The sequence below is a fragment of the Wolbachia endosymbiont of Nilaparvata lugens genome, assembly GCF_007115045.1.
Taxonomy (GTDB): Bacteria; Pseudomonadota; Alphaproteobacteria; order Rickettsiales; family Anaplasmataceae; genus Wolbachia.
The window spans coordinates 506,893-533,016 of the sequence record NZ_MUIY01000001.1; the positions used below are offsets into that span (position 1 = coordinate 506,893).

The window sequence follows — 26,124 nt, forward strand, 5'->3', positions numbered from 1 at the left end:
ATGCACAGCGGCTCTCAGCATTTGTTTGATATTATAATTTTACTCTCTGCTGCTGTGTTTATAGTCATAGCGTTTTGGAAAATGAATATTAGCCCAGTACTTGGTTACTTTGTTGCAGGTGCATTGATTGGTTCTCATGGGTTTAATCTGATACATTCAGTTGAAGTAATGGATAACTTTGCAGAGTTTGGCGTAGTTTTCCTATTGTTCATTATAGGTCTTGAATTGACATTTGAACGCCTTATCGCTATGCGTAGGCATGTATTTGGGTTTGGTTCTCTTCAAGTTATAGTTACTATGATAGCAATATGGTGCATTGCTCTCGCCTTTGGAGTGAGCATAAACATGGCAGCAGTTATTGGTGGTGGGCTTGCACTATCTTCAACAGCAATAGTGTTGCAGGTTCTGCAAGAAAAGGGTTCTCAAGCAAGCCAAGTTGGCAGATTGTCAATAGCAGTGCTACTAATGCAGGACTTTGCAGTGGTACCTCTAATAGTACTAGTGCCCCTGCTTACTGGCAATTCTGAACACAGCTTAATAAGCTCGTTGGCAGGCTCATTAGTGCAAGCAGCTATTGCATTGGTGTTGATATTTGTAACTGGTAGGTTATTACTGAGGCCATTGTTTTCGGTTATTGCCAAAATGGAGAGTAATGAAATCTTTATATCAACAACACTTCTGATAATATTAGGATCAGCATTTATTACTGAACAATTTCATTTATCAATGGCATTAGGCGCATTTGTTGCTGGGTTACTAGTTGCAGAAACAGAACACAGGAATTCGGTAGAACATGCAGTATTGCCATTTAAAGACTTATTTCTTGGTTTATTCTTTATGACTGTTGGCATGTCTATTGATATTGACCTTTTACTCAATAAGTTACCACTCGTTACTTTATTATCAATTATCCTTATCCTTTTAAAGACGTCCATTATATATACATTGTGTAGATTTTTTGGATTTAGAAGTGCACCTGCAATACAAGCTGGATTACTGCTTGCACAAGGCGGTGAATTTGCATTTATTTTATTCCGTTTAGCAGATGAATTAGATGTACTATCAAGTGAAATCGCTCAAGTGCTTATGATGGTAACTACAGTAACTATGGCTTTTACTCCTCTTTTATCGGGAATAGGAGACTGGATAGCAAATTCATTTAGCACTGAAAAAATAATACTAGACGATGAAGCAATCGAAACAGACACACAAGATCTTTATAACCACGTAATAGTTGCCGGGTTTGGTAGAGTGGGATATATGGTAACGAAAATGCTTACTGCAGAGCATTTAAGTTATGTTGTTGTAGATATTCAATCAAAAATAGTGAAAGAAGGAAAAAATGACAGTTTCCCTATATATCTTGGAGATGCTACAAGATATGAAATTTTAAAATCAGTAGGAATAGAAAGAGCTCAAGCTCTTGTGGTTTCAATAAAGAACGAAGTCACTATAAAGAAAATAGTTTCTCTAGTTGCAACAAACTTCCCGCATGTAAATATTATAATACGTTTACCAGATTTGAATAATGTGGAGGTTTATAAAGATCTAGGGGCTAGTAAAGTTATTCCCGAAACGTCTGAAATTGGATTGCAGCTAGGTGGAGCAGCATTAAGTTTAAGTGGTATTAGCGAAAGCGGAGTTACATCTTTAAAAGGTAAATTCAGAAAAGGCAACTACAGTATGTTAAAAGACCTTGGTAGTGGTAGTGATAAAGATGAATAATCCTCTATAACTTTAATTAGTGACCAGAAAAACACATTTAATTAAGTAACTATACTCTCTAGAAAGGTGAAATTGACCTTATTGTAACTATGAACAAAATAATAATAAAAAAATTTGGTGGTACTTCGCTAACTGACTTAAATCGAGTTGCAAATCTAATAAAAAACGATATTAAAAAAGGTTATAATGTAATTGCTGTTGTATCTGCTGCTGCAGGATTCACTGACCAAATGGCTTTTCAAGCCAGGCAAATTTCAAATTTAAATTGTAGACAAGAGTTATCAGAGTATGATGTCCTGCTTTCAGCAGGAGAACAAATATCTTGCGGGTTATTAGCTATCACTCTTCTGTCTGTTGGAGTTAATGCTAAATCATGGCTCGCCTGGCAGTTACCAATTCTAACGGATAATTTTTATTCTGAGTCTAAAATAAAAAAGATAAAAATTGACCATGTAAAAAGATCTTTTGCTGAGGGTTATACTGCTGCAATCATTGCTGGTTTTCAGGGTATATACGATGATAGAATCACTACTTTTGGTAGAGGAGGATCTGACATCTCAGCAATTGCCTTTGCTGTAGTCTTTGGTATTAGGACTTGTGAAATTTTTACTGATATTGACGGAATATATACAGCAGACCCAAAAATTGTTCCAAGGGCACGCAAGCTTAAATCTATCTCTTACAATGAAATATTGGAGATGTCGTCATCTGGTGCTAAAATATTGCATAATCGTTCAGTACAACTTGCAATGAAGCATAATATTAAGGTGCAAGTGTTATCCACTTTTGAGGAAGTAGAAGGCACTACAGTACTACACGAAAAAGATGTACTGGAAAGATACTTAATTACTGGAATAACTTATAGCACTCACGAAGCTCTTGTAACTTTTACTAACTTTGCAAATACTCTGGATACTTTAAGAGATATAGCAGGAGCAAACGTTAAAGTTGACATGATACATGGGTCAAGCTTTTTGATTTCTAAATTTGATGTTGATTTAATGACAAAGTTATTGAACAAAAATGAAAATTATGTCGTAAACAATAATATAGCTAAAATTTCAATAATTGGTATTGGTATTATGTCTAACACTGAAGTGATGTACCGCACACTCAAGGTTTTAAGCGAAAAAAAGATAGAAATACTTGCTGTCACAATTTCCGAAATCAAGATCAGTATAGTTGTTCAAAAAAAACACGCTGAGGCTTTAATTAGAGATTTACATACCGAATATGAGCTTGATGTATGAGGCAGCACGCTTGAAATTTATTTACTTGATAATTCAACAAACTTGAAAGAGCAAAGATAGTTATTGAAATTATCTTGATTTACATCGGTTATCCAAGTTTGACATTGAATGCTTAACACCTCCTCCATTAACACCTTTCTGTAATCTTTATCCAGATGCGACATTATATCGTCAAGCAGAAGAAGAGGTGCTTTATTGTAGTAAATACACCTTGCTTTTACACTGGATAAGATGATAGAAAGCAGTAATAGCTTTTGCTCTCCAGTAGAACAAAGATTTATTGGCATGTCCCCTTTTTGGCAAAAAACCCGAAAATTATCATTATGTACAGAAAAGGTTACTCTACCAGTTAATGAGTCTTTTTCTCTGTTTTCCTTTAGACGATTCTGAAAATATTCTGCAGTATCGTTCAAAGTTAGCTGACTGCTAAATTTCAAACTTGCCTTTGGAAAAAACTCACAAGAATGGTTATCAATTGTGCCCTGTAGTATTTTTAAAACAGACAAACGCATACGTAAAATATCAACTGCATTGGTAGCCATGACATTTTCAAGGCTAGAGAGCCAATTTCCGTCTAAAATATTCTCTCTAAGCAGTTTACTTCGCTCATGTTTAGCTTTCCTGTATTTCATATAGCAATAAGTGTAATTTTCTTCAAACAGTGAGACGATACGGTCTAAAAATTTTAATCTGTCGCTCGGAGAATTAAGAAGAATATAGTCCATTTGTGGAATGAGCCATATTACATTGGATATTCTATACAGAGATGAATAACTTGATTGTGTTTTTCCATCAATTTGTATTAGTTTATTATTAAGATTCTTTCCTATACCAATTGAGTTAAAGTATGTTCCATTAAAAAAGTCATAATGCACTGCCCAATCTTCATTACTGAGTCTATTTTGCATCTCACTAATTTTTACTTTTCTCATGCCATTACTTTTAGCAAGCAATGAGATTGCTTCAAGTATATTAGTTTTACCAATACCATTTTGACCAGTTATTACAACCGATCTATCGTCTAAATCCAGTTCGAAATTTGAATGACTACGGAAATTATGTAATTTCAATTTTTTTATATAGCAATGGGTAGCCATTCTTTAATTTATATTCTGCTTACTTCCTCTAAAACCTCATCAACATGTCCACTCACTTTTACATTTTTCCAAATCTTCACTACTTTACCTTTTTTATCTATTAAAAAAGTAGTACGCTCTACTCCCATATACTTTTTGCCAAACATACTTTTCTCTACCCAAACACCATACTTTTCCAACATTTCAGCATTTTCATCAGAAACTAAAGAAAATGGCAGAGAATATTTTGCTTTGAAGTTAGCGTGGCACTTAACGCTATCTTTTGATACACCAATTATCACTGTGTCAAGAGAAGAAAAATTTTCTATATTGTCTCTAAAGCCTTTTGCCTCCATTGTGCAGCCCGGAGTATCGTCTTTAGGATAAAAATAAAGAACTACATTTTTTTTATTAAAAAATTCACTCAGTGATAAAATCTCACCAGAATCTGTTGGCAAGCTAAAATCAGGTGTATTATTTCCTATTGTTAATTCCATACTTTGCTCCATTATTAACACTTTTATGGTACTATATTATATTGTAATAGGAAGGGAGGATAAATGAAAGTAGCTTTTCAGATGGATGAAAGTATAAATTTTGAAGCTGATACTACATTTTCATTAATAAAAGAAGCGCAAAGAAGAAGGTACGAAATTTTTGTTTATGTACCTAATAATTTAGCACTCAAGTTAAATCAGCCAATTGCCCTTGCTCAGAAAGTCAGCGTTGATGATTGTAGCTTCATTTCAAAAGAGGATGTAGTAATCAACCTAAATGAAATGGATATCATATTTATCAGACAGAATCCACCATTTGATATGCGGTACATTACAACAACCTATATCTTAGAAAAGACTACTGCGTTAGTAATAAACAATCCAACAGAAATAAGAAACTGTCCTGAAAAATTAATTACTTCACTATTTCCAGAGCTAATTCCTCCAACTTTGATCACTGAAAATATATCGATGATTAGAAATTTTTGTCACGACTATCAGGATATCATCTTGAAACCACTATATAGCTATGGAGGAAATGACGTAATAAGAATACAAGACCAAAATAGCATTCAAGTGGTAGTCGATCTCATGATTGCAAAATATGAATGTCCTGTAATTGCACAAGCATTTTGTAAAAAGATAAATACAGATAAAAGAATACTGCTACTGGATGGAAAGCCAATAGGAGTAATGAAGCGAGTTCCAAAGTTTAGCGGAGAAATCAGAACAAATATGAGGCTTGGAGCAAGTTTTGAATCTATTGAAATGAATGATAGAGACACTGAAATATGTAATAAAATTGGTCCTGAGCTAAAGAAAAGAGGGCTAATATTTGTTGGTATTGATATTATAGATGACTTCCTTCTCGAAATTAACACGACTTCACCCACGGGAGTAGTTTACATCAACAAATTATATAATATATCACTAGAAAAAGCACTATGGGATGCATTTGAAGAAAAAGCAATTCGTCAACTAAGTTCTTGAGCTATTGCCTTAATAAATTCAGTAACTCCATTCCTTATTCTTGTTTTCTTAGTATTATTAGCCATATCACACAATTTTTGACAATTTTGCAATAAATCAACTAGCAACTCTCCTAGATTCTTTTTCGCGTTACTATTTTGCTCGACCATTACAGCTGCTCCCGAATCTTCAATATGTTTTGCATTACAAAATTGATGATTATCTTTTGAGTAAGGGTAAGGAATATATATAGCAGGGCGCTCAGCAAGAGTAATCTCTGCTATTGAAGTTGCTCCCGCTCTGCTAATTACCAAATGAGCATTGGCCAGTCTGCTCTCCATATCATCGAAAAACTCACTTAACTCACAATCAATCCCTTCACTTTTGTATAGACTCTTGACCTTGTTTATATTTTTCTTCGTACATTGCTGCGTTACTCTAATCCTCTCTTTTACTTCAACAGGTAGATCACAAATTACGCTGCTCACTACATCATCAAAAAAATTTGCACCCTGACTGCCTGCTATTATTAACACGTTTAAAACTGTTTCATCTCTAGAATAGCCTTGTGCTTCTATATCGACAAAATTTCCTGTAAAAACGCATTTACTACCTTCTGCATACTTAGTCTCTGGAAAGCTAATTGCAATTAATTTTGCACTCTTGAAAAAGAATCTATTTACTCTCCCTAAAATTGTATTTTGTTCATGTAAAATTATAGGTATAGAAAAAATCCCTGCTGCAAGAAGAGTTGGAAAAGAAGCGTAGCTACCAAAACCAATGACTAGTTTTGGTTTCAATTTTCTGATTTTATATATTGTTAGTACACAACTATATGTTAACAAAAAGAGAAACTTCAATTTGTTGCTGCTTGGCTTGCACAATGGTAAAATATAACCCTCTACATTGATGATTTTTTGATTAGTGAATAATATACAATTGTGCCCTTGTGCCTTTAGTGCTTTTGCTAAGGTTATAGCTGGAAAAATGTGTCCACCTGTACCACCTGTTGCTAGAATAATAGTCATCTGTAAGTAGCAATTTGATAATAGATTGTCAATTATTTTTTAATAATTTGCATGTAAAATTTTATTAAGCTTTATGATAGTGAGTTAAAAATGCCTAAAAGTAGTGACAGCAAAAAAGAATCTAACGTGAAAAATAAGCCTCAAGAGCAAAGAGAAGGCAGAAGCGGAGGTCTTGTAAGATTGTTAAAAAGCATGATAAAAGCTCTTTTTAACTCAGTTGTTGATCTACCTCAGCAAGAACAACTCAATAAAAATATTGATAGACAACAAGGTTTAGATAGTAAAAGAAAAAGCCCAGAGGATCTTAGTCAGGCAAAAAAGCTTGAAGTGAAAGAAGCCGCTGAAGGGTTAAAAGAAAAGTTAGAAAAATCTGATATTGGTAATCAATCTATTAGAATTGAATCGCCTAATCAGGATAATTGTAGCTCTAAAACAATAAGTTAGCTTAACTATTTAACGATTCACCATCTGCGGCAAGTACTGATTCGTGTATAATTTCCGAAATAGTTGGATGAGGAAAAATCGTAGATTTTATGTAGCAGTCTGTTCCCTCTAGTTGCTTTGCAAGAGCGAAATTGCTAATTAACTCTGTTACTTCCGCTCCTATCATGTGAGCTCCAAGAAGTTCGCCTGTTTTTTTGTCTATAATTGTTTTCACTAAACCTTCAGTTTCACTTAGTGCAATAGATTTACCATTAAAGTTGGAGTGAAATTTTCCTACTTTTATATCGTATCCACTTTTTATTGCCTGTTCCTCAGTAAGGCCAACGCTTGCTACTTGCGGATGAGAGTAAGTGCAATTTGGTATGCACTCTTTTTTTAACTTATGAGCATTTTTACCGGCAATTTTCTCAACACAGATTACAGCTTCATGACTTGCTTTATGCGCTAAACATGGGGGACCAGCTACATCACCTATTGCATACACACTTGATTCACTTGTTTCATACCACTCATTCGTTTCAATGAAACCAGAAGGACTCAACTTAATTTTTGTATTTTCTAAACCTATATTTTCAGTGTTTGCTTGCACGCCAACTGCAACAATCACCCTATCAAATTCTTTGCTCTCACCACTACTTAGTAACACTTGAGCAAAGTCTTTATTTTTAGTCAAAGCTTTTACGCTACTGTTTGTATATATTTTTATCCTTTGTTTTGTGAATATTTCTTGTGCTAAATTTGAAATATCTTTATCTTCCAGCGGCAAAATAGTGTCTTTTACTTCTATAATTGTTACATCAACTCCCAAAGTACTATAAAAACTTGCAAACTCTATTCCTATCGCACCAGAACCTATGATTAGTAGAGATTTTGGTAACTTCTTTGGAGTCATAGCGTGCTGCGCATTCCATATTAAATCTCCATCTACTTCGATTCCAGGAAGATTTCTTGCCCTTACACCTGTTGCTAAAATGATATGCTTAGAAGAAATTTCCTCCTCCTTCTTATCATTAAGAATTTTTACAACATAGTTACCTGCAAGTTTACCAAAGCCTTGATGAACTTTGATGTTATTTTTTTTCATCAAATACTCAACACCACTTGATAGCTTATCAACAACGTTCCTTGAACATTTCACTATTGATTGTATATCAAAACTTGTATCCTTTACTTTTATGCCAAATTCTTCTGATCTTCTTATTAATCTATAAACTTCAGACACTCTAAGTAGCGATTTTGTTGGTATACATCCCCAATTTAAGCATATACCACCCAAATTTTCTTCCTTTTCAACAATTGCAGTTTTAAGTCCAAGCTGCGCCGCTCTAATTGCTGCTATATAACCACCAGGACCGCTGCCTATAACTGTAATATCATACTCATTCATCAGCTTTCTTCGTATTCAAAAAGATTATATATAACAGATGGAACCCGTATGATCAATGCTCAGGTGCATAGAAGCGGCTTGACAAACCTTCCCACTTTTCTTCTTATATCAATAAGAGTATTTATCCTTGTTTTTAATCTCCGCGGATTTAGCAACAAAATTCAGTAAAAAAAACTCAGATATTTATTGGCAGATTACATAAAAATTATAGCGGCTGCATGTTTTTTAAATTTTTTCTACTTCAGCCAAAACACGCTTGTTAGCACATTATCTATTTACATTATTAAAACTCGCTATATAGGGATTCTTTTGCCTTTTTTTTACTTAGTAAATTTTATTAATATTTATAGCTAAAGCTTCAGGCCAGCACTTGATGCTGGAATCCAGAAACCTTTACTACAAATAAGCATATTGAGCACAAAATTATGCTAAAACACAACGTTTTTGGTGAGATTATGGACAAACTTAATCCCAGTATCTGGGCACTAGGATGACAAGAAATAGGTTGCTTGAATAACAACGAAAGGTTATTTGGATGATAGCCACACTTCCAGTGTCAGCTACTCGGATGACAAGAAAGAGGGCACTGGCATGCTGAACCATAATGTTCGTACAGCTGTGCAAGAATCAGTGGGTATGACTTGCTAAATTTTTAAATTACGGACAGCACCAAGTAACGCACAAGTACAGCGTCTATACCAGTTACTGTTGTACCTTATTTCTTTCTTCACAATACATTTTACCTGATAAGAATAGAGCTACTATAAGATAAATAAGATTCCATGTTGCTAACGAAACACCAAAAATATAATGAGGTCTGTCACAAGACGGAGAGTAGTTAGGGTTTAATAGATTATTTCTTAGCTCTTCTATGCTAACGTTACCACTTGCTTTCTCTGTACAGCCTAAAACATCATGAAATAAGTGGAGTTCAAGACCTACATGATAAAAAGATATTATTGCACCAATGAGATAGCTGCAAAACATCGCATAGATTAGGATTTTGTTGTCTTTGAACATATACGCAACTGCAAGTAGCCCTGTAACATAGTAAACTACTCGCTCGTATATACATAACTTACACGGTATCATATTGAAAAAATACTCTAGCACATATGCAAAAATTAAAGCGACAGCGCTTGATAAGAGAAAAATTATAGAACTGTTATTTACATCTGACATAGTTAATGAATTACTACAATATCTGTGAAGAGTCAACTCTTGTTTGACAACGTTTCATGTAACCCACGTACCTATGTGCTACTCTACTACTTTTAACCTCTATACACATGCTCACAACTGGATACTGATTTGATTTGTATACTAGTTACAACTCTAGTAACACTATCTATTTTTGCAATTTCTTCTTTGGTATACAATTCATCCTTGTTTTTCGTCCAGCTATTGTCATATTGAATATCAACTTCTCCTCCATTGGTTTTAAACCCAAATGTTTCTTGCATAAGCAATCTTGCTTCTTCCAAACGTCTATTGTAACGTTTGTTAGAATCTTGATAGCTAGATATAAGAAGAAGAACGTCATTAGAAAGAGTGAAATATACTATCTCTTCCATAATTTTGTAAATCTCATGTTCTGATAACTTAAACAAAGGATAATCTTTTTGAAACTTATTCTTTACTTCATTGTAAATTTCCATAATTTTTACTCTACCAGCATCGCTTAGAGCAATGATAGCATTTTCAATACTTGCTATACCATCATAGTCATAACCTTTTCTGTCATTTTCAGCAACCAAAAAGCCATGCACAGCCTGAATCTCACCAACTTTCTTATCTTCTTTAGGTAAAATCAAAATAGATCATAGGAGACTTCAGTGCTAACAACATAAATATACGCATACTGTCTATCTCAACACCAAAATTTTACTTTCTGGAATAGAGTATAGATCTCTAAAATATTGAGATACAGTGTATAAAGGACATTTAGATAGTTCTGTTTTCTTATTTGGTTGTAAGTGAAAGCTAAATCCATACTCTCCTAAATCCAGCTCATTAAAGTCTATAATCTCTACATTTTTGTCTAGATTAAAAGGAAGCAAGATTACCTACTTTACATAGGGATTTTTGTTCTTTTTCAAAAGTAATCTGACTGGTACGCCTTCAACAAAGAAGTTTTTTCTAAGACCATTAGTCAAATAACGTTTATAACTCTCATCAACACTTTCCGGGACGTTGCATACCAAAGAAAAAGCTGGAGGTTTGGTGCCAATTTGAGCAATATACTTCATTTTAATTGCTCTACCTTTTATAAGTGGGTGAGAATGTTTTTCCACGGCATCTATTAGCCAATTATTCAGTTTTGCAGTGCTGATCTTCTTGTTTAAGGATTCACTCACTTCAAGACACTTATCTATCACATCACCACAGCGCATACCTTTCAACGCAGAAATTGTTACAGTTGGCACTTCCAAAAATAACCGAGTCACTTCCTGTTGTTTGACAAATTTTATTAACTTACTTCTGTCATCCTTACCTATTAAATCCCACTTATTTAAAACAATGATAATTCCCTTCCCCCCTTTAATTGCAGCTTCAGCAATTGATAAATCCTGCTGCTCAATGCCAAGCAAGGAATCTAGCATTAAAATCACTACATGAGAGCGCTTTATTGACTCTATACTTTTTTCAACAAATCTTGATTCTAAGTTATCAACAACATTTGCCTTTCTGCGGATTCCCGCAGTATCGATGAGAGTGATTAATTTCCCATTATGGTCGTATGAAATATCCACAGAGTCACGCGTGGTACCGGGTTTTGAGCTTACTATTAGTCTATTTTCTGCAAGTAAACTGTTTAAAAAAGTTGATTTTCCAACGTTTGGGCGACCGATGATTGAAATCCTCAGTCTAATGGACTCACTTTCAGGCAGCTCAGTTTTTTTGTTCAAACCTTCAATAACACCAGTTAATGCATCATAAAGATCTACCATACCAAGATTATGTTCGGCTGAGATATACACCGGACCCATGAAATCAAAGAACTGCAGGTAATCAACGTTTTCTGATTTATGACTTTCGCATTTGTTTGCTATTAGTATTACAGGTTTGTTCGTTTTTCTCTTCAGCCACTTTGCAAACTCTTTGTTCTGCTCGTTTTGCACTTTTGCATCAACAAGAAAAAAAATTACATCTGCGCTTAATAAAGAAAACTCTATTTGTTCAATAACTTGTAGTGAAAAACTGGTTTGGTCATTCCATCCTCCTGTATCTATAACTTTAAACTCTAAATCACTAATTCTTCCAATTCCTTCACGCCTATCTCTCGTTACTCCTGGAATGTCACTAACTACCGCTGCTTTTCTTCTTACTAGCCTATTAAATAGAGTTGACTTGCCTGCATTTGGAAGGCCTATTATGACTATTTTCAGCATAGTTTAAGAGCGTATTTTATAAATAGTAAATTATAATCAAAATTTTTTAATTTAACTATTGACTTGATAGATTATATACCTATCCTAAAATTAGGATATTTTACCTTAAGTTTATTATGTAAAATTGGAGGCGCTATGCATAATGCAAATGAAACTTTAATAATGAATTTCGATCAAGTTGCTCAATTAACTTCTCAAAATTATAAATTAGGGACACCTTATAACAACAGGACACGTATATATAACTATATAACTTTAGCTAAAGCATTGGAGAATCTCAATGATCCATCCCGGTCACATGCAAATAAGGAGCTTTTTTTGAGTGACAATGATGAAGAAACTAAGAAACTTCTGAGTGTAATTCGAAAAGGAATTGCTGAATATACAGGTAATGATTCTGTAGATGTGAGGTTGAGAGGAAAAGAAGATAAATCATTTACTGCATGGGTATCGTTAAAAGAAGGCAGAGGTGAGTTAAAATTTGATAACTCATTTCCTGGTAAAGCCTTAAAGGATAGTAATCTAAAAATTGGAGCTTTTACATTGGTATCTCCAGAAGATAAAAGGTTGGTGCGCGTTTCACAAAGTGATGATGGTGTAAGGCTTTATCAAATACTAAATGAGTCTTGTATAATTAAATTTAACTGGAAAGTGGGTGATAGAGATTGCAGTATTGCTTTAAATATTAGTGAAAATGGTAACATATTTTGTACTGGTTTAAGTGATAATATAAGTCCTGAGGACTTCGAGGAAAACAAAGCTGTAAAAATAAAAATTGGCTATTATGAGAATAAGAAGATGGATAAATATAATGACATGACTCTAGCAAAATTGGTCTCATTGGCTTCAAACTTACAAGGAATTGAAAGAGAAGTTATAACAATCAATCCATCAACAGGTGTAACAAATGCAAGTGCACAGAATGTTAGTGAGTCTCAGCATTCTCAAAATATTAAATAGAAATTGCTAGCGCATTAATTATCGTACACATACACCGTTGCATGCAGTAACGGTGTATGTGTATAATCAATAGGATTTGTAAGCTCAATAAAGTTTGCAACCAATTTGAAAGTTATTTTACTACATGCAAGACTCTGAAATACTAGAAACTCTAAAGATCAAAACATTAGAAGCTGAAAAAGGAGGAGGTCCTGATAGAGTTAACAAGCAACATGAAAAAGGGAAATTAACTGCTAGAGAAAGGCTGAGTATATTGCTCGATGAAAATTCATTTCAAGAATATGATAAGTTTGTAAAACATCACGCAACTGATTTTGGCATGCAAAATGCTGATTTTTTAGGTGATGGAGTTGTAATTGGCCATGGTACTATTTATGGCAGAAAAGTTTTTGTTTATTCTCAGGATTTCACTGTCTTTGGCGGATCGCTTGGCGCATCACATGCAAAAAAAATATGCAAAATTATGGATATGGCAATTAATGCCAGGGTTCCAATTATCGGACTAAACGATTCTGGTGGAGCCAGAATTCAAGAAGGAGTAAATTCCCTTGCTGGTTATGGAGAAATTTTTCAAAGGAATGTAAATGCATCAGGCGTTATACCACAAATCTCTCTAATCATGGGCCCGTGTGCTGGCGGTGCAGTTTACTCTCCAGCGCTAACTGACTTTACTTTCATGGTAAAAAATAGCTCATACATGTTTATAACCGGACCAGATGTAGTGAAAAAAGTTACATACGAGAACGTAAGCCACGAAGATCTCGGTGGAGCAAAAATTCATACAAGCAAAACAGGAGTAGCAGATTTTGCGTTCAATAATGATGTTGAAATGCTACTGAAAATGCGTAAATTCCTTACCTTTTTGCCAGCCAATAATCAAGAATTGTCAAAGCCTGTACCAACCTGTGACTTAATCGATGATGTTGATGAATCTTTAAATACTCTAGTTCCTATAAACCCTAACATTTCTTATAATATGTATGAACTTATTGAAAAGGTGTGTGATGAAAGGAAATTTTTTGAACTAAAACCCGATTTTGCTCGTAACATCATAATTGGCTTTGGCAGAATTGGAGGAAATACTATTGGTGTTGTTGCAAATCAACCTATGCACCTTGCAGGATGCTTGGATATTGACTCTTCAAGAAAAGCTGCGAGGTTTGTAAGATTTTGTGACGCATTTAACATTCCCATCATCACACTTATTGATGTTCCAGGGTTTTTACCTGGCACGAATCAAGAATACAATAATATAATACAACACGGAGCGAAACTGCTTTACGCTTACGCTGAAGCGACCGTGCCGAAAATTAGCCTTATCACTAGAAAAGCGTATGGTGGTGCATATATTGTTATGAACTCAAAACATTTAAAAGGTGATATAAATTATGCTTGGCCAACCGCTGAGATAGCTGTAATGGGCCCTGAAAGTGCAGTTGAAATTATATTTAGGCATGAAAAAGACCAGCAAACGTCAATCAAAGAATATAAAGAGAAATTTGCTAATCCATTTTTTGCTGCATCGCATGGATATATTGATGATATAATAGTGCCAAGTAAAACAAGGTATCACCTTCACAAAGCACTAGAACTACTTAAAAACAAGAAAGTAGAAAGAATATGGAAGAAGCATGATAATCTTCCTTTGTAACTTTCCTCTCAGTCTTTATTGTAAGGTCTACAGTGCCGTTACACCAAGTTGGATTACCAATAACGCTAACTTTTGGGTTCTTTTTTCTACAATATATTCTTACTTTAGCTAAAAATTACTTCCGCATATTTTAAGTCTGATTATAATGACAATTAGAGATACTTTTAGAGCTCAAAAATTTATCTTTGTCTGCAGACTTTTTTATTAAACTCATAAAAAAATGTAGCGTATCCTCTTCAGCGTATGTGGGTGCATACACACATACTTAATTTCTGTCGTATGTGCACTGCATCTTTTTCTAATCTTTTTTTTCACAGGGGGATTTTATGTTCAGAATTCCAGATACTTGACCTTTACTTTAGCTAATAAAAACCAACTGGTACCTGCGGTTTTTATAGCCTCAAAATTTCAATCAAAATTCAACTATCATTCAAAGAAACTTATAGTTATTCTTAGTGTTATTACTGTAGTAACAGCGCTATTGATAAGAATATAGAAAACCTCTATAACCTTGTTCTTTTAACTTTGTAGTTGATTTTAAGTAAAGATACTCATCAGTAATTGTGAAAAAGACTTCAAGTGAGAGTATATAAATAAGATACTAACTACTAACAAAGATATACAAAAGTTGTCTTTGTATTATGGGAAGGGCTATACTTATCCAATAAGTTGTTTTTCCTGTCTTTTAAGACTAATATCCCATCTTCTTTCGCTAACTTAAAATCTATATCCTGCTTCCAGTGCGATAAATCTATAACTACATTTTCTACCATTTATTGCTCCTACCTTAAACCTTATTAATTACTTTACGTCTACAATAACATGAATATAATTCAGTGTGCCGTTACCAAGATTCGAACTTGGGACCTCGTCATTACCAATGACGTACTCTACCACCTGAGCTACAACGGCAAGTTCACGTATTATGATAATGAATAACATGAAAAAAAATAAGGAAAAAGAAGAAGAGAGAAAAAGATTGGCAAAAGCTTTAAAGCAAAATATTCTAAAAAGAAAAAAACAGCAACAGAGTAGACAAGATGCCAGAACTCCCAGAAGTGGAAGTAATCTCTAACTTCTTATTTGATAAAATCAAAAATAAGAAAATAAGCAATGTGACAGTTAATAATTGTAATTTACGTGTACCAATAACAAAAAATATTGATGATTTGCTAAAGGGCAAAGTTATAAATGATATCAAGCGTAGAGGTAAATATATAATCTCGAATATAGATGCTAGTATGGCTGTAATCATACACCTTGGCATGAGCGGAAAGCTTATATATGCTGAAGACAATCAAGCACAGAACAAACATGATCATGTGATATTCTTATTTTCTGACAACACTTCACTAATCTTTAATGACCCAAGAAGGTTTGGATTAGTGATTGTTTTAAACAGAGAGCAAGAACTAAATTTTTTTAATAACCTAGGAATAGAACCCCTCACAGATGAATTTGACGGACATTATTTACAGAAGTTGCTAAAGAACAGAAAAGCAAATATCAAATCAGTATTAATGAATAATAAGCTAATAGTTGGCGTAGGTAACATATATGCTTCTGAGAGCTTATTTAGAGCTCGCATATCACCACTTAGGCTAGCACAAGATTTAACATATATAGAGTGCGAAAAACTTGCTATCGAAATAAAAAATACTCTGAGTGATGCAATTGCTGCTGGTGGTTCAACACTGAAAGATTATGCACAACCATCTGGATCTGCTGGATACTTTCAAAATAACTTTTACGTATATGGTAAAGTGCAAAAACCTTGCAGAATCTGCAACAATATCATAACACTTATACGACAAAATGGTCGTAGCACTTATTTTTGCAATGCATGTCAGAATTAAATTTTATTTTTGAATATGACACTCTCACCTGAAAAGGATCCTTTTGATTTGTTTTCAAATTGGTATCAAGAAGTACTTAATTTTCCGTGTAAAGAGTCAACTGCAATGACGCTAGCAACGTGTAGCAAAGACTGCATTCCATCTGCAAGAGTGGTATTACTAAAGGAATATAGTAAAGAAGGTTTTGTGTTCTTTACTAACGTAAACAGTAGAAAAGGAAAAGAATTGACTGAGAACCCCAAAGCTGCACTCGTATTTCATTGGACAGAATTTTCTAGACAAGTACGAATTGAAGGAGAAGTTAGGCTTCTAAGCGGCAAAAAGGCTGACGAATATTTCTCTTCTCGAGCACGTGATAGTCAAATTAGCGCGTGGTGCTCAAAACAATCAAGAGTTCTGAAAAATTGGCAAGATTTTGAGCAGGCTATAGAATTGAAAGAGAGAGAATTTCATAATACACAAGTTTCTCGTCCTGAATTTTGGGTGGGATTTTGCGTAATCCCAAAGGTAATTGAATTTTGGCAAGAAGGTGAATATAGGAGACACACTAGATTTAGATATACTCTTATTAAAGAAAGCAATTGGAAAGTGGAACAATTATATCCCTAACGTTATTGGAAAGCTCCTGACCCTTCTTAATTTACTATTGGGAATTGGGTGACACCCTAAAATCAACCTGCGATGGAGGAAGTTAGTGGCGGTCACATACTCTTTCATCACAATGATAAAGAAGCTTACCTTTATCTCTGACGTATTTTAAAGGAATTTTGGGATTATTGATGTCTTTACCACCAGTATCATGCCATTTCTTTTCCCATGTAATATAATATGGTTCAAGGTCTTGCGGCGTTAATTTATATATTTCTTTTAGCTCTATTCCTTCGTAAATAGCAAATATCCAATCCACCTTTCGGTATTTTGCAATTATTGTCGGATTCATATGATGATGAGTAGAAAAGCTTTTTGTAAGAAGAGCATTTACTGATTTAAGCTCATATTCATTACCATACTCATCAATGGCATCATTTCCCTCGCGTGCTGGAAGAATAGTGAGTCCAGTTAGTAACAAGACTTGTAGAATTTTCCCGCCGTTATCCTGAAAGATATCATTTATACCGTGCTTAACAGCAAATTCCTGATACTTCCGTATATGAGAAAATATATCTTTCAGACATTTTCTGTCTTGATCCTGATTTAGAAGTGCAGTAGGTTCAACACCAAGGGCATCTGCTATGCGCTCAATATTATCTATAGAGATATTTCTCTCACCACGTTCAACGGAGCCTATATATGTTCTGTGTAATTCACATAAATCAGCAAGGGTTTCTTGGGAGAGCCCTTTTATATTTCTTATCTTTCGTATATTTTGGGAAAGAAGTAACCGCAAAGATTGTTTTTTTATTTTTATCATCTTTGTAAGATAATAGTTGACAATTATAAGTCTACAGACTATAAGTATCTTTTATATGGCACATATATTGGAAAAATTTAAGTTTAATAATAAACCCACATATACTACGGATAGGGGAGCTGCATATTGTGGAGACTCTCTTAACCTATTGCCGCAATTACCAGATAATAGCTTAGATCTCGTAATCACCAGTCCACCGTTTGCTTTGCAAAGAAAAAAAGAATACGGAAATGAATCCCAAGCGGAATATGTTGCATGGCTTGGTCAATTTGCAAAATTAGTATATAGCAAACTCAGAGATACAGGCAGTTTTGTACTTGATCTAGGTGGGGCTTATGAAAAAGGCGTGCCATCCAGAAGTTTATATAATTTTAGAGTGCTTATGCATTTCTGTGATGATATAGGCTTCTTCCTTGCAGAAGATTTCTATTGGTATAATCCTTCTAAATTGCCAAGTCCAATTGAATGGGTAAATAAGAGAAAAATCAGAGCAAAAGATTCTGTTAATACAGTATGGTGGTTCAGCAAAACTGAGTGGCCTAAAGCAGATGTCACAAAGGTGCTAGTGGAATACAGTGGCCGCATGAAAAAACTTATCGAGAACCCAAAGGCTTATTATACTCCAAAAGAACGACCATCAGGACATAATATTGGTAGTAGCTTTGGTAAAGATAATGGAGGAGCTATTCCATCAAATCTTTTGCAGATTCCCAATTCAGAATCTAACAGCCAGTATCTTGCTGCATGTAAGGAACTAGGTGTAAAAGAGCATCCAGCTCGATTCCCTGCTAAATTACCTCAATTTTTTATTCGGTTTCTAACACAACCAGGTGATGTTGTTTTAGATATTTTTGCTGGCTCTAACACAACAGGTTTTGTATGTGAGCAAGAAGGCCGCCACTGGTTAGCATTTGAAGAGAATAGAGAATATCTTGCTGCATCTGCTTTTAGGTTCTTAAAAAAAGAATGCTCAAAAGAAACTATTTATCAACGCATTGTTCATGGTGAAGAGCAAGTATTAAAGGTTAAACAGTCTGTATTGGATCTTCGGCAGTCATTAGTAGTTTAGTTATGCTCTTTGTTCATGGTTTTCCCGTTTTTAGCAATAATTTTTATATAAGCATTTTTGTTGCCTATCCTCAACACTTTCCACATTAGCGTTACTGGAGGAAGCTACTCTGCAGATCAAAAATAAGGATTTATTGTCATCCTGATCAAGTAACTTTTTATGGCTTAAAAACTTGTTGTATGTAACGTATTGTAATACTTACGCAAAATATTTTAGTGCATTCTCAAATATGAGCATTCCATCACCATATTTTGGCATAGCCACTCCTGAACGTTTACATTTTTCTTTTTCAAGAGGCCAGTTGTCCTGCTGAGTAAAAAATATTCCTCTCTCTGGGTGAGGCATCAAAGCTAAAACTCTACCACTTTTGTCTGACAAAGCTGCCAGGTCGTATATAGACCCGTTTGGATTGTAAGGAAATTGTAAATTTGCATAGTCACCATTTTCATCAACGTAACGCAGTGCAACGGAATTATTTTCAATCAATTGATTTAAAATATCTTGATCCATAAAAAACCTGCCTTCTCCATGAGCAACAGGAAGATATAGCTCACTCAGGCCCCGTAGCCAAACAGAACTACTCTGCGGATTAACTCTCACTCTAATCCAACGACATTGGTAATTACCTATATCATTAGAGGTTAAAGCTAGATTAGAGAATTCTGGAACTAATTTTACTAATATCTGGCAACCATTACATATCCCTATAATAAGCTTATCCTGAGATAAGAAATTTTGAAATTCGTCTAACAAGTTGTTTTTTATACGCAAAGCAAATGCATTGCCAGCACCAGTGTCATCACCGTAAGAAAAACCTCCTGGAATTGCAAGTATATTACTTGATTTTAATTCATCTGGATTACTTATAACTTCATTAATGTGAACGATTTTTACTTCTACATTGCTGATATCAAGTTTTTTACTGCATTCTATAAATGCAAATGCAGTTTCTTTTTCACAATTTAAGCCATAACCAGATAAAACAATAATTTTCATGAATCAAAAAACTCAAACTTTCTTTTTACAAAATTTGCTATTAAATTCAAAGCAAATAGCATTAACAATAAAGCTATAATTGCAATTGCAGCAAGTTCAATGAATGCAATTTCAGGACTACTTGACCATATATATATTTGTACAGGTAGAACAGTTGCTGGATCGAAGAAAGATGTAGGTGTATCAGCAATAAATGCTACCATGCCTATCATAAGTAAAGGGGAAGATTCGCCTAAAATCCTTGCAATTGCAAGCACAGCACCATGTATTATCCGTGGTAACGCAATCGGTAAAGAGTGGTCTAATATTACTTTGATGTGAGGTGCACCTAGCGCAAACGCTGCATCTTTTATTGCAATAGGAACATTTGTAAAGGCATTTTTTGTCGCAATAATAATATTAGGCAGCATCATAAATGAAAGAGTCATTCCGCCAACAAGCGGTGAAGAACGGGGTAACCCAAATATGCCCAAGTAGAGAGTCAGCCCTACCACACCAAATATTATCGAAGGAACTGCAGCAAGGTTATTCATGCTAATTTCTACAATACTGGTTATTAGCCTATTTCTAGGCATAAATTCATAAAGACAGATACCTGACATAATTCCTATTGGCAATGCCAATGCTAAGCATACTATAATTGTCATTAATGAACCAATAAATGCCCCTAAAATCCCCGCATTCTCAGGCTCACGAGAATCAGACTTAAGAAACAGAGACTTATTAAAAAATTTTCTTACTCTTCCCTTCTCTTTTAACCAATCAAGTAATTTAGCATAATGATCATTCAAACATTTATTTTTATATAGTGAATTGATCACACTCGATGCGGTAAACCAAATCTCATATTCACCACTATTTTTTACTCTCTTAAGAAAAAACCTCTCTAGCTCCTTGTAAGAGTTACGACTTAAAATTTCGTCACTGTCTTTAAAGTCAATGCCTTCAAACACTTTATGTAAAGAGTTATTGAGTAGGATAATGGACTTATATCGTAAATCACCAGGATTATTAGTTAAAATAAGATCAGCATTTATTTCAACTGGCAATAAAATTTTCGTTACTGTTAAAGCACTATAAGAGTTAACTAATATACTTAGTAATATACATATAGGACACCCAATTGAGACAATCAGTGCTGTAAAAGAGCAAAAGCATAAAATGTTGTTCTTTTTATTTTTTCTTTTTACACGAGCATGTACGCGCTTAGATTGAAGTAACTTAAGAAAGTTTTTCTTTATACTCATTTACTTTTCTTTATATGAGGATTTGAAAAAACTTTCCCCTTTTTCCAGTGCGTGACACTGAGATCTAGCAGGCTTTGCCTGCAAATAATTTTTATATTTCTCATGAAAGCACAAACCAAAAGAAGAATCTCGATCCCATTGTCAAGCAATGGGATGACACCACAGCGGGAGGCAAACGTACAGTTGTGCGTCACACACTGGGATAATAAGAGAGAGTTTTGAGATGATACAATTGACATCACTCCCTATTATATCTACTTAGATTTTTTTTTAACATAAGTAGTACGTTCTTTGATCCTTGCAGCTTTCCCAAATAGCTTGCACAGATAATATAATTTTGCTCTACGGACCTTTCCCTTTCTTATCACTTGTACTGAAATTAATGCAGGAGAGTAAACAAAAAATTGTGATACTATACTTTCTCCATAACTTACCTTTCTAACTGAAAAAGAAGAGTGTAACCCACGATTTCTTTTTGATATACATACGCCTTCAAATATCTGTATACGCTCACCCGTACCATCAACTACCTTAAAAGTGACCTTCAAATCATCACCAGAACAAAAAACCGGCATCTCTTTGGTTAATCTTTGTACTTGTTGTTCGTTAAATTTCTCAAGCAAATTTGTCATTTATCATCTCCATTCAACAATTCAGGTCGACGTTCCTTTGTTCTAACATATGACTGTTCCCTTCTCCAATCACTTATTTTCCTGTGATTGCCAGACAACAGAACCTCAGGAACTTTGTACCTACTCCACTGCTCAGGCCTAGTATATTGAGGATATTCAAGCATACCACCACTATAACTAAAACTTTCTTCAGCAACGCTATCGAAATTATTTACTACACCTGGAAGAAGCCTAATACATGCATCAAGAACCACCATCGCAGCTGGCTCACCTCCCGAAAGTATATAATCTCCAATACTTAACTCATAAGGAGTATACACATCAATTACTCTTTGGTCAACACCTTCAAATCGACCACACAATATTGTTACATGAGGAATTTCTGTTAACTCTTTTGCAATTCTCTGATTAAATTTTGTACCAGATGGAGTCATATAAATAAATCTAGTATTTTTATGAGCAGAAAGCACATTATCAACTGCATTACCAATCACATCTGGGCGCATAACCATCCCTGCTCCACCTCCATATGGAACATCATCCACAGTTGAATGTTTATCTTTAGCAAAAGAACGAATATTTACTATTTCAAGATTCCATATTTTTTTTTCCAACGCTCTTCCAGCAAGAGAATAGTTCAAAAATCCGGGGAACATTTCTGGAAATATGGTTAATATTGTAACATTGAACGCCATTAAGGTTTATTTTAAGTTATTTGGGGCTATACTCTAAGAACAGTAAATTGATATGATACATAGTTAAATTAAATATGCCACTGAATAAAACGATATACGAAGGTAAAGCCAAAGTCATTATTGAAACTGAAGACTCATCAACTGTTATACAGTACTTTAAAGATGATGTTACAGCATTCAATAAGGAAAAATATGAAATTATTGAGGGCAAAGGAATAATTAATAATCATGTTAGTGCTTTTATCATGGAAAAGCTTGAAGAAGCAGGAATTAGCACGCACTTTATAAAAACTCTAAATGAAAGAGAACAGCTAGTCAAAAAGCTCAAGATAATACCTCTTGAGGTAGTGGTTAGAAATATTGCAGCTGGCAGCTTTTGCAAACGTTTTAATATCAAAGAAGGTGAGGCACTTACATCTCCTATAATCGAGTTTTTTTACAAAAATGATGACCTAGCTGACCCAATGGTGAATGAAAATCACATACTGTATTTTGATTGGCTATCTAGTAAAGAAATGGATGAAGTTAAAACTACAGCTTTAAAGATCAACAAAATCTTAGTCGACCTATTTTCAAATGCAAGTATATATTTAGTTGATCTCAAGTTAGAATTTGGCAAATTGATAAACAACAGCACTAAAATCATTTTAGCTGATGAAATCAGCCCTGATAATTGTAGGCTATGGGATAAAAATACGCATAAAAAGCTAGACAAAGATGTTTTCCGTTTAAATCTAGGAAACTTAAAGGAAGCATACTCAGAAGTTGCAAAAAGATTATCAGTAAAGTTATGCTAACTAAATACCACTCTATCAAGTAGAGGGTTACATGCTTCATCGAGTTTTCCAATAATCTCAATTTTTTCTCCACACTTTTGGAAATGGCTTTCCACATCCTTAACATTTGCGGGATCTAGAATCATCACCATACCAATACCACAATTAAATGTTTTTAACATTTCTCTCTTTTCTATTTTGCCTTTTTCTTTCAGCCATAAAAATATATCTGGCCATTTCCAGGAATTAATGTCTATGTTTGCAAATAAGTTTTTTGGAAGAATTCTTGGAATATTATCTATTAACCCGCCACCTGTTATATGCGCAACGCCTTTTACCTTTGGCATAATAGCCAACAAAGAATCAACATATATCTTTGTTGGCTCAAGTAATATTTCACCCCAAGGTTTATTATTCCATGGAGATATATCATTGTAATTTATACCTAAGCTTTTGAAAATATGGCGCACCAAAGAAAACCCGTTTGAGTGAATTCCATTTGATTCTAAACCGACTACACAGTCACCTGCTTTCATAGCGTTACACTTTGGAAGAATTTTACTTTTATCAACCACTCCAACCACAAACCCTGCAAGGTCATAGTGACCATTACCATACATTCCAGGCATTTCTGCAGTTTCTCCACCAACCAATGCTATTTTAGCTTGCTCGCACCCCTTTGCAATGCTTTGGATCACAGATACCAAAACATCTTTACTCAAAACGCCTGTTGCAAAGTAATCAAGGAAAAATAAAGGTGTTGCTCCTTGTGCAAGTAAATCATTTACACACATTGCAACTAAGTCTATACCTATAGTATCATGCTTATTTACCTCTTGAGCTATTAATAGTTTTGTGCCCACTCCATCAGTTGAGGAAACAAGTACTGGATGGTCGTATTTCTTGCTCAGCGAAGAAAAGTCAAACAATGCGGAAAATGATCCTACTTCACTAATTACTTCTTCTCCTTTAGTCTTTTCAATAATAGGTTTAACTTTTTTTATTAGTTCATTATATAGTTTAAGGTCTATTCCAGATTTAGCATAAGTACTCATAGCGCCTTCATAAATCTTATAATTATTAATACTACATTAATGCTTTGACACAAAAAGCGCAACGAAACTTTCTCTTAAATTGACTACTACGTGCCTACCAATATAGGGTTAACTTAAATCATTTATACTTTTATCCAATGAATAAAAACATAATGTTAATAACAGAATGCCTATCAGGACGAATTCTTCATGATTTTGCTAGTTCTATTCAAGGAATAGTGGGTGGATTGGAAGAGCTTGAAGAAAACAACCCTAATATGCAAAACGAAGCATTGTCATTGCTTAAAGAAAGCTCCGATGATTTAATATATAAATATAAAGTTATGAAGCAAGCGTATTCTCGTTCATCAGATAATTGCAGCTTTGTTAAGACTAAATCCAATATAGAAAATTATTTATTAAAAAAAAAGTAAAGCTTCAGTGGAGAGTAAGTGAATGCCCTACAGAAGACTTAATTGAAAGAATAAATAAGATAATCTCCAATATGGTGATAACTATAGTCAGTGCAGTAGCACAAATTGAATTAGTGTCTATTTTGCTGGCTAAAACAGAAGATAAAACACTACTAACTATAAAAGTAGAAAATGAACATAGATCAATAAGCACATCATTAGTGAGCAAGTTAACAAAAAAAAATGATATTCTTTTGGATACAAAAGACATTATTATCTATATGACTTCTTTACTGTTAGAACAGTATAACACTAAAATCAATTGCACTTGTGAAAGTAATTCACTGAATATAGGCTTAACTATAACTTGAGATGGCTTCATATTTCATAAAAAGGACTCGATACTATAAATTTGAATCTTGGATAAGGAAAGGAAAAATTTTGTGGAGTAACCTAGACATAAAATCTGTAGTTAATTTCTTTTTGAAAGTTACAGATTGCTAAAAATACTTAAACAACTAATTTTTATAACTTTGTACCAATAAAACTATTCCTACCTTTAATTATCAAACAGTAATGTATAGAACTACAAATTTTTGCATATTAAGAAATCTCTTAAGCGCGTATTTAAGTTGCACATCTGGCTACTGCAATCTCTCACTTCCAAGATAAAGTACCTTATTACCAAAAAAATTAAATTTAATTTTTGTAATCACTTAAGTCTAGTATTATTTTGTTAATATATCGTTCATTTGCATCCTTGATGATAAATTTTATACCATTTTTATAACTTATGACTTCACCCACAGAAGGTATTTTACCAGCAATTGAAAGAATCAAACCACTAAGTGTGGAGTAATCTTCTTCAGAGTCACGCAACTCTATTTTTAGACTTTCTTCTATATCCTTTATAAGGGTCCTTGCCGACATTTCAAACTTACTTTGAGATAATTCAGTAATGGTGTATTCTGAATTTACCTCATTCCCGTTATCAATGTTTGGTATTAATTCTTCTATAAGATCAGTCATTGAAATTAAACCATCAGTTCCACCATGTTCATCCAACACAATAGCTAAATATAATTTAGAAGATTTCATCATAACAAAAAGATCTGTTGTTTTCATCGAAGCTGGAACAAACAGTATATTTTGTTTAATATCTTCCAGGTTAAAATTTTTATTCCTATTGAAAATAACATCTTTTACGTAAAAAAAGCCTGTTACGTTGTCAAAGTCATTTATATAAGTTGGTATTTTAGTGTAGCAAGTGTTTTTCACCTTCTTTATTAACTCATCCTTACTTGATTTAATGTCTACTGAGCATATTTCCTTACGTGGAGTCATTATATCCATGATACTACAATCACGGAATTTTAATAGACTATTAAGTATGTCAAGATCTGACAGATCACCCATTAATGCCTCAGTCGCACACTTTTTTAACACAGAAGTTTTATTGAAGAGGAAGAGAAAAGTTCTGTATACTATTTTTTCTACTAAGGTTCTTTTCTTATTCAATTTATTCCCTTTAATGGTGAAAATGTCTTTAGATCAGATCTATCAAGAAAACTGTTATTAAATGTTTAATAAGCATGTGAATAATGTCAAATTAATTT

General features: G+C 33.9%; 28 protein-coding genes and 1 tRNA gene. 13 read left to right on the forward strand and 16 right to left on the reverse strand.

What is annotated here, in order from left to right; all coding sequences use genetic code 11:
• Window positions 1-1,725, forward strand: coding sequence for a monovalent cation:proton antiporter-2 (CPA2) family protein (locus BWZ41_RS02565; RefSeq protein ID WP_143689307.1), 1,725 nt, complete (start codon window positions 1-3; stop codon window positions 1,723-1,725).
• Window positions 1,726-1,814: 89 nt separating this feature from the next.
• Window positions 1,815-2,975 carry an aspartate kinase gene (locus BWZ41_RS02570; RefSeq protein WP_143689308.1) on the forward strand — a complete coding sequence of 387 codons (1,161 nt, stop codon included), beginning with the start codon at window positions 1,815-1,817 and terminating at the stop codon, window positions 2,973-2,975.
• Between the two features lie 17 nt (window positions 2,976-2,992).
• On the opposite strand, the gene recF is transcribed toward BWZ41_RS02570, so the two are convergent.
• Window positions 2,993-4,072, reverse strand: coding sequence for a DNA replication/repair protein RecF (gene recF / locus BWZ41_RS02575; protein ID WP_143689309.1), 1,080 nt, complete (start codon window positions 4,070-4,072; stop codon window positions 2,993-2,995).
• An 8-nt stretch (window positions 4,073-4,080) separates the two neighbouring features.
• On the reverse strand, window positions 4,081-4,548 hold the full coding sequence (bcp, locus tag BWZ41_RS02580; protein WP_143689310.1) for a thioredoxin-dependent thiol peroxidase: 468 nt from the start codon (window positions 4,546-4,548) through the stop codon (window positions 4,081-4,083).
• 63 nt (window positions 4,549-4,611) lie between these two features.
• Between bcp and gshB the strand changes: the two genes are divergently transcribed.
• On the forward strand, window positions 4,612-5,538 hold the full coding sequence (gene gshB, locus BWZ41_RS02585; protein ID WP_063630851.1) for a glutathione synthase: 927 nt from the start codon (window positions 4,612-4,614) through the stop codon (window positions 5,536-5,538).
• On the opposite strand, the gene BWZ41_RS02590 is transcribed toward gshB, so the two are convergent.
• A complete protein-coding gene (locus BWZ41_RS02590) occupies window positions 5,523-6,545 on the reverse strand; it encodes a UDP-N-acetylglucosamine--N-acetylmuramyl-(pentapeptide) pyrophosphoryl-undecaprenol N-acetylglucosamine transferase (protein WP_063630852.1) in 1,023 nt (340 codons plus the stop codon). The two genes, gshB and BWZ41_RS02590, sit on opposite strands and share 16 nt — an antisense overlap.
• Window positions 6,546-6,635: 90 nt before the next feature.
• On the opposite strand from BWZ41_RS02590, the gene BWZ41_RS02595 reads away from it, so the two are divergent.
• Window positions 6,636-6,989, forward strand: coding sequence for a hypothetical protein (locus BWZ41_RS02595; protein WP_063630853.1), 354 nt, complete (start codon window positions 6,636-6,638; stop codon window positions 6,987-6,989).
• A gap of 1 nt (window position 6,990) precedes the next feature.
• On the opposite strand, the gene lpdA is transcribed toward BWZ41_RS02595, so the two are convergent.
• The 4 genes from lpdA to der all read right to left on the reverse strand — a co-directional run bounded on the left by lpdA (window position 6,991) and on the right by der (window position 11,768).
• Complete coding sequence (gene lpdA, locus BWZ41_RS02600; RefSeq protein WP_143689311.1) at window positions 6,991-8,376, reverse strand: dihydrolipoyl dehydrogenase; 1,386 nt, start codon at window positions 8,374-8,376, stop codon at window positions 6,991-6,993.
• A gap of 702 nt (window positions 8,377-9,078) precedes the next feature.
• Window positions 9,079-9,558: a disulfide bond formation protein B gene (locus BWZ41_RS02605; protein WP_063630855.1), complete on the reverse strand. Its 480-nt coding sequence runs from the start codon at window positions 9,556-9,558 to the stop codon at window positions 9,079-9,081.
• A gap of 92 nt (window positions 9,559-9,650) precedes the next feature.
• A complete protein-coding gene (locus BWZ41_RS02610) occupies window positions 9,651-10,145 on the reverse strand; it encodes a hypothetical protein (RefSeq protein ID WP_241653866.1) in 495 nt (164 codons plus the stop codon).
• A 297-nt stretch (window positions 10,146-10,442) separates the two neighbouring features.
• Window positions 10,443-11,768 (reverse strand): ribosome biogenesis GTPase Der, encoded by a 1,326-nt coding sequence (der, locus tag BWZ41_RS02620; protein WP_143689312.1) that lies wholly within the window; start codon window positions 11,766-11,768, stop codon window positions 10,443-10,445.
• Window positions 11,769-11,903: 135 nt separating this feature from the next.
• On the opposite strand from der, the gene BWZ41_RS02625 reads away from it, so the two are divergent.
• Complete coding sequence (locus tag BWZ41_RS02625) at window positions 11,904-12,728, forward strand: hypothetical protein (RefSeq protein ID WP_143689313.1); 825 nt, start codon at window positions 11,904-11,906, stop codon at window positions 12,726-12,728.
• Window positions 12,729-12,852: 124 nt separating this feature from the next.
• Window positions 12,853-14,379, forward strand: coding sequence for an acyl-CoA carboxylase subunit beta (locus BWZ41_RS02630; protein WP_143689314.1), 1,527 nt, complete (start codon window positions 12,853-12,855; stop codon window positions 14,377-14,379).
• Window positions 14,380-14,987: 608 nt separating this feature from the next.
• Here the strand turns inward: BWZ41_RS02630 and BWZ41_RS07840 are convergent.
• Window positions 14,988-15,152, reverse strand: coding sequence for a hypothetical protein (locus BWZ41_RS07840; RefSeq protein WP_241653867.1), 165 nt, complete (start codon window positions 15,150-15,152; stop codon window positions 14,988-14,990).
• A gap of 66 nt (window positions 15,153-15,218) precedes the next feature.
• Window positions 15,219-15,291 (reverse strand) — tRNA-Thr (locus tag BWZ41_RS02645).
• 28 nt (window positions 15,292-15,319) lie between these two features.
• Here BWZ41_RS02645 and BWZ41_RS08270 point away from each other — a divergent pair.
• From BWZ41_RS08270 to pdxH, 3 genes are read left to right on the forward strand one after another with little or no spacing between them, the layout of a single operon-like run.
• Window positions 15,320-15,454, forward strand: coding sequence for a hypothetical protein (locus tag BWZ41_RS08270; protein ID WP_255324779.1), 135 nt, complete (start codon window positions 15,320-15,322; stop codon window positions 15,452-15,454).
• The gene (gene mutM, locus BWZ41_RS02650; protein WP_029237631.1) at window positions 15,420-16,235 is read left to right on the forward strand and encodes a bifunctional DNA-formamidopyrimidine glycosylase/DNA-(apurinic or apyrimidinic site) lyase; all 816 of its coding nucleotides are present in this window, start codon (window positions 15,420-15,422) and stop codon (window positions 16,233-16,235) included. Before BWZ41_RS08270 ends, mutM begins: the two co-directional genes overlap by 35 nt.
• 15 nt (window positions 16,236-16,250) lie before the next feature.
• Window positions 16,251-16,844, forward strand: coding sequence for a pyridoxamine 5'-phosphate oxidase (gene pdxH, locus BWZ41_RS02655; RefSeq protein WP_143689315.1), 594 nt, complete (start codon window positions 16,251-16,253; stop codon window positions 16,842-16,844).
• Window positions 16,845-16,926: 82 nt separating this feature from the next.
• On the opposite strand, the gene BWZ41_RS02660 is transcribed toward pdxH, so the two are convergent.
• Window positions 16,927-17,646, reverse strand: coding sequence for a helix-turn-helix domain-containing protein (locus tag BWZ41_RS02660; protein WP_143689316.1), 720 nt, complete (start codon window positions 17,644-17,646; stop codon window positions 16,927-16,929).
• Between the two features lie 55 nt (window positions 17,647-17,701).
• On the opposite strand from BWZ41_RS02660, the gene BWZ41_RS02665 reads away from it, so the two are divergent.
• Window positions 17,702-18,715, forward strand: a complete 1,014-nt coding sequence (locus BWZ41_RS02665; protein ID WP_143689317.1) for a DNA-methyltransferase — start codon at window positions 17,702-17,704, stop codon at window positions 18,713-18,715.
• 198 nt (window positions 18,716-18,913) lie between these two features.
• On the opposite strand, the gene BWZ41_RS02670 is transcribed toward BWZ41_RS02665, so the two are convergent.
• The 4 genes from BWZ41_RS02670 to trmD form a co-directional block, all read right to left on the reverse strand.
• On the reverse strand, window positions 18,914-19,711 hold the full coding sequence (locus tag BWZ41_RS02670; protein ID WP_143689318.1) for a phosphoribosylformylglycinamidine synthase subunit PurQ: 798 nt from the start codon (window positions 19,709-19,711) through the stop codon (window positions 18,914-18,916).
• On the reverse strand, window positions 19,708-20,958 hold the full coding sequence (locus tag BWZ41_RS02675) for a PstA family ABC transporter permease (RefSeq protein ID WP_143689319.1): 1,251 nt from the start codon (window positions 20,956-20,958) through the stop codon (window positions 19,708-19,710). Before BWZ41_RS02675 ends, BWZ41_RS02670 begins: the two co-directional genes overlap by 4 nt.
• 254 nt (window positions 20,959-21,212) lie before the next feature.
• Entirely contained in the window at window positions 21,213-21,590 is a 378-nt protein-coding gene (gene rplS, locus BWZ41_RS02680) for a 50S ribosomal protein L19 (RefSeq protein WP_143689320.1), read from the reverse strand.
• The gene (gene trmD / locus BWZ41_RS02685) at window positions 21,587-22,285 is read right to left on the reverse strand and encodes a tRNA (guanosine(37)-N1)-methyltransferase TrmD (RefSeq protein WP_063630865.1); all 699 of its coding nucleotides are present in this window, start codon (window positions 22,283-22,285) and stop codon (window positions 21,587-21,589) included. The genes rplS and trmD overlap by 4 nt, the downstream gene beginning before the upstream one ends.
• Before the next feature lie 74 nt (window positions 22,286-22,359).
• Here trmD and purC point away from each other — a divergent pair, with 74 nt between their 5' ends.
• Entirely contained in the window at window positions 22,360-23,082 is a 723-nt protein-coding gene (gene purC, locus BWZ41_RS02690) for a phosphoribosylaminoimidazolesuccinocarboxamide synthase (protein WP_063630866.1), read from the forward strand.
• Here purC and purM read toward each other — a convergent pair.
• The gene (gene purM, locus BWZ41_RS02695) at window positions 23,079-24,116 is read right to left on the reverse strand and encodes a phosphoribosylformylglycinamidine cyclo-ligase (protein WP_063630867.1); all 1,038 of its coding nucleotides are present in this window, start codon (window positions 24,114-24,116) and stop codon (window positions 23,079-23,081) included. The two genes, purC and purM, sit on opposite strands and share 4 nt — an antisense overlap.
• 137 nt (window positions 24,117-24,253) lie before the next feature.
• On the opposite strand from purM, the gene BWZ41_RS02700 reads away from it, so the two are divergent.
• Window positions 24,254-24,529: a hypothetical protein gene (locus BWZ41_RS02700; protein ID WP_143689321.1), complete on the forward strand. Its 276-nt coding sequence runs from the start codon at window positions 24,254-24,256 to the stop codon at window positions 24,527-24,529.
• Window positions 24,514-24,879, forward strand: coding sequence for a histidine phosphotransferase family protein (locus tag BWZ41_RS02705; protein WP_143689322.1), 366 nt, complete (start codon window positions 24,514-24,516; stop codon window positions 24,877-24,879). The genes BWZ41_RS02700 and BWZ41_RS02705 overlap by 16 nt, the downstream gene beginning before the upstream one ends.
• 328 nt (window positions 24,880-25,207) lie before the next feature.
• Here BWZ41_RS02705 and BWZ41_RS02710 read toward each other — a convergent pair whose 3' ends face one another.
• Window positions 25,208-26,026: a transporter associated domain-containing protein gene (locus BWZ41_RS02710; RefSeq protein ID WP_063630870.1), complete on the reverse strand. Its 819-nt coding sequence runs from the start codon at window positions 26,024-26,026 to the stop codon at window positions 25,208-25,210.
• Window positions 26,027-26,124: the final 98 nt, after the last annotated feature.

Excerpts from the sequence above, each read along its gene's own strand:
- BWZ41_RS02565 (WP_143689307.1), top strand. The coding sequence starts at position 1 with ATGCACAGCGGCTCTCAGCATTTGTTTGATATTATAATTTTACTCTCT.
- BWZ41_RS02570 (WP_143689308.1), top strand. The coding sequence starts at position 1,815 with ATGAACAAAATAATAATAAAAAAATTTGGTGGTACTTCGCTAACTGAC.
- recF (WP_143689309.1), bottom strand. The coding sequence starts at position 4,072 with ATGGCTACCCATTGCTATATAAAAAAATTGAAATTACATAATTTCCGT.
- bcp (WP_143689310.1), bottom strand. The coding sequence starts at position 4,548 with ATGGAATTAACAATAGGAAATAATACACCTGATTTTAGCTTGCCAACA.
- gshB (WP_063630851.1), top strand. The coding sequence starts at position 4,612 with ATGAAAGTAGCTTTTCAGATGGATGAAAGTATAAATTTTGAAGCTGAT.
- BWZ41_RS02590 (WP_063630852.1), bottom strand. The coding sequence starts at position 6,545 with ATGACTATTATTCTAGCAACAGGTGGTACAGGTGGACACATTTTTCCA.
- BWZ41_RS02595 (WP_063630853.1), top strand. The coding sequence starts at position 6,636 with ATGCCTAAAAGTAGTGACAGCAAAAAAGAATCTAACGTGAAAAATAAG.
- lpdA (WP_143689311.1), bottom strand. The coding sequence starts at position 8,376 with ATGAATGAGTATGATATTACAGTTATAGGCAGCGGTCCTGGTGGTTAT.
- BWZ41_RS02605 (WP_063630855.1), bottom strand. The coding sequence starts at position 9,558 with ATGTCAGATGTAAATAACAGTTCTATAATTTTTCTCTTATCAAGCGCT.
- der (WP_143689312.1), bottom strand. The coding sequence starts at position 11,768 with ATGCTGAAAATAGTCATAATAGGCCTTCCAAATGCAGGCAAGTCAACT.
- BWZ41_RS02625 (WP_143689313.1), top strand. The coding sequence starts at position 11,904 with ATGCATAATGCAAATGAAACTTTAATAATGAATTTCGATCAAGTTGCT.
- BWZ41_RS02630 (WP_143689314.1), top strand. The coding sequence starts at position 12,853 with ATGCAAGACTCTGAAATACTAGAAACTCTAAAGATCAAAACATTAGAA.
- BWZ41_RS07840 (WP_241653867.1), bottom strand. The coding sequence starts at position 15,152 with ATGGTAGAAAATGTAGTTATAGATTTATCGCACTGGAAGCAGGATATA.
- BWZ41_RS08270 (WP_255324779.1), top strand. The coding sequence starts at position 15,320 with ATGAAAAAAAATAAGGAAAAAGAAGAAGAGAGAAAAAGATTGGCAAAA.
- mutM (WP_029237631.1), top strand. The coding sequence starts at position 15,420 with ATGCCAGAACTCCCAGAAGTGGAAGTAATCTCTAACTTCTTATTTGAT.
- pdxH (WP_143689315.1), top strand. The coding sequence starts at position 16,251 with ATGACACTCTCACCTGAAAAGGATCCTTTTGATTTGTTTTCAAATTGG.
- BWZ41_RS02660 (WP_143689316.1), bottom strand. The coding sequence starts at position 17,646 with ATGATAAAAATAAAAAAACAATCTTTGCGGTTACTTCTTTCCCAAAAT.
- BWZ41_RS02665 (WP_143689317.1), top strand. The coding sequence starts at position 17,702 with ATGGCACATATATTGGAAAAATTTAAGTTTAATAATAAACCCACATAT.
- BWZ41_RS02670 (WP_143689318.1), bottom strand. The coding sequence starts at position 19,711 with ATGAAAATTATTGTTTTATCTGGTTATGGCTTAAATTGTGAAAAAGAA.
- BWZ41_RS02675 (WP_143689319.1), bottom strand. The coding sequence starts at position 20,958 with ATGAGTATAAAGAAAAACTTTCTTAAGTTACTTCAATCTAAGCGCGTA.
- rplS (WP_143689320.1), bottom strand. The coding sequence starts at position 21,590 with ATGACAAATTTGCTTGAGAAATTTAACGAACAACAAGTACAAAGATTA.
- trmD (WP_063630865.1), bottom strand. The coding sequence starts at position 22,285 with ATGGCGTTCAATGTTACAATATTAACCATATTTCCAGAAATGTTCCCC.
- purC (WP_063630866.1), top strand. The coding sequence starts at position 22,360 with ATGCCACTGAATAAAACGATATACGAAGGTAAAGCCAAAGTCATTATT.
- purM (WP_063630867.1), bottom strand. The coding sequence starts at position 24,116 with ATGAGTACTTATGCTAAATCTGGAATAGACCTTAAACTATATAATGAA.
- BWZ41_RS02700 (WP_143689321.1), top strand. The coding sequence starts at position 24,254 with ATGAATAAAAACATAATGTTAATAACAGAATGCCTATCAGGACGAATT.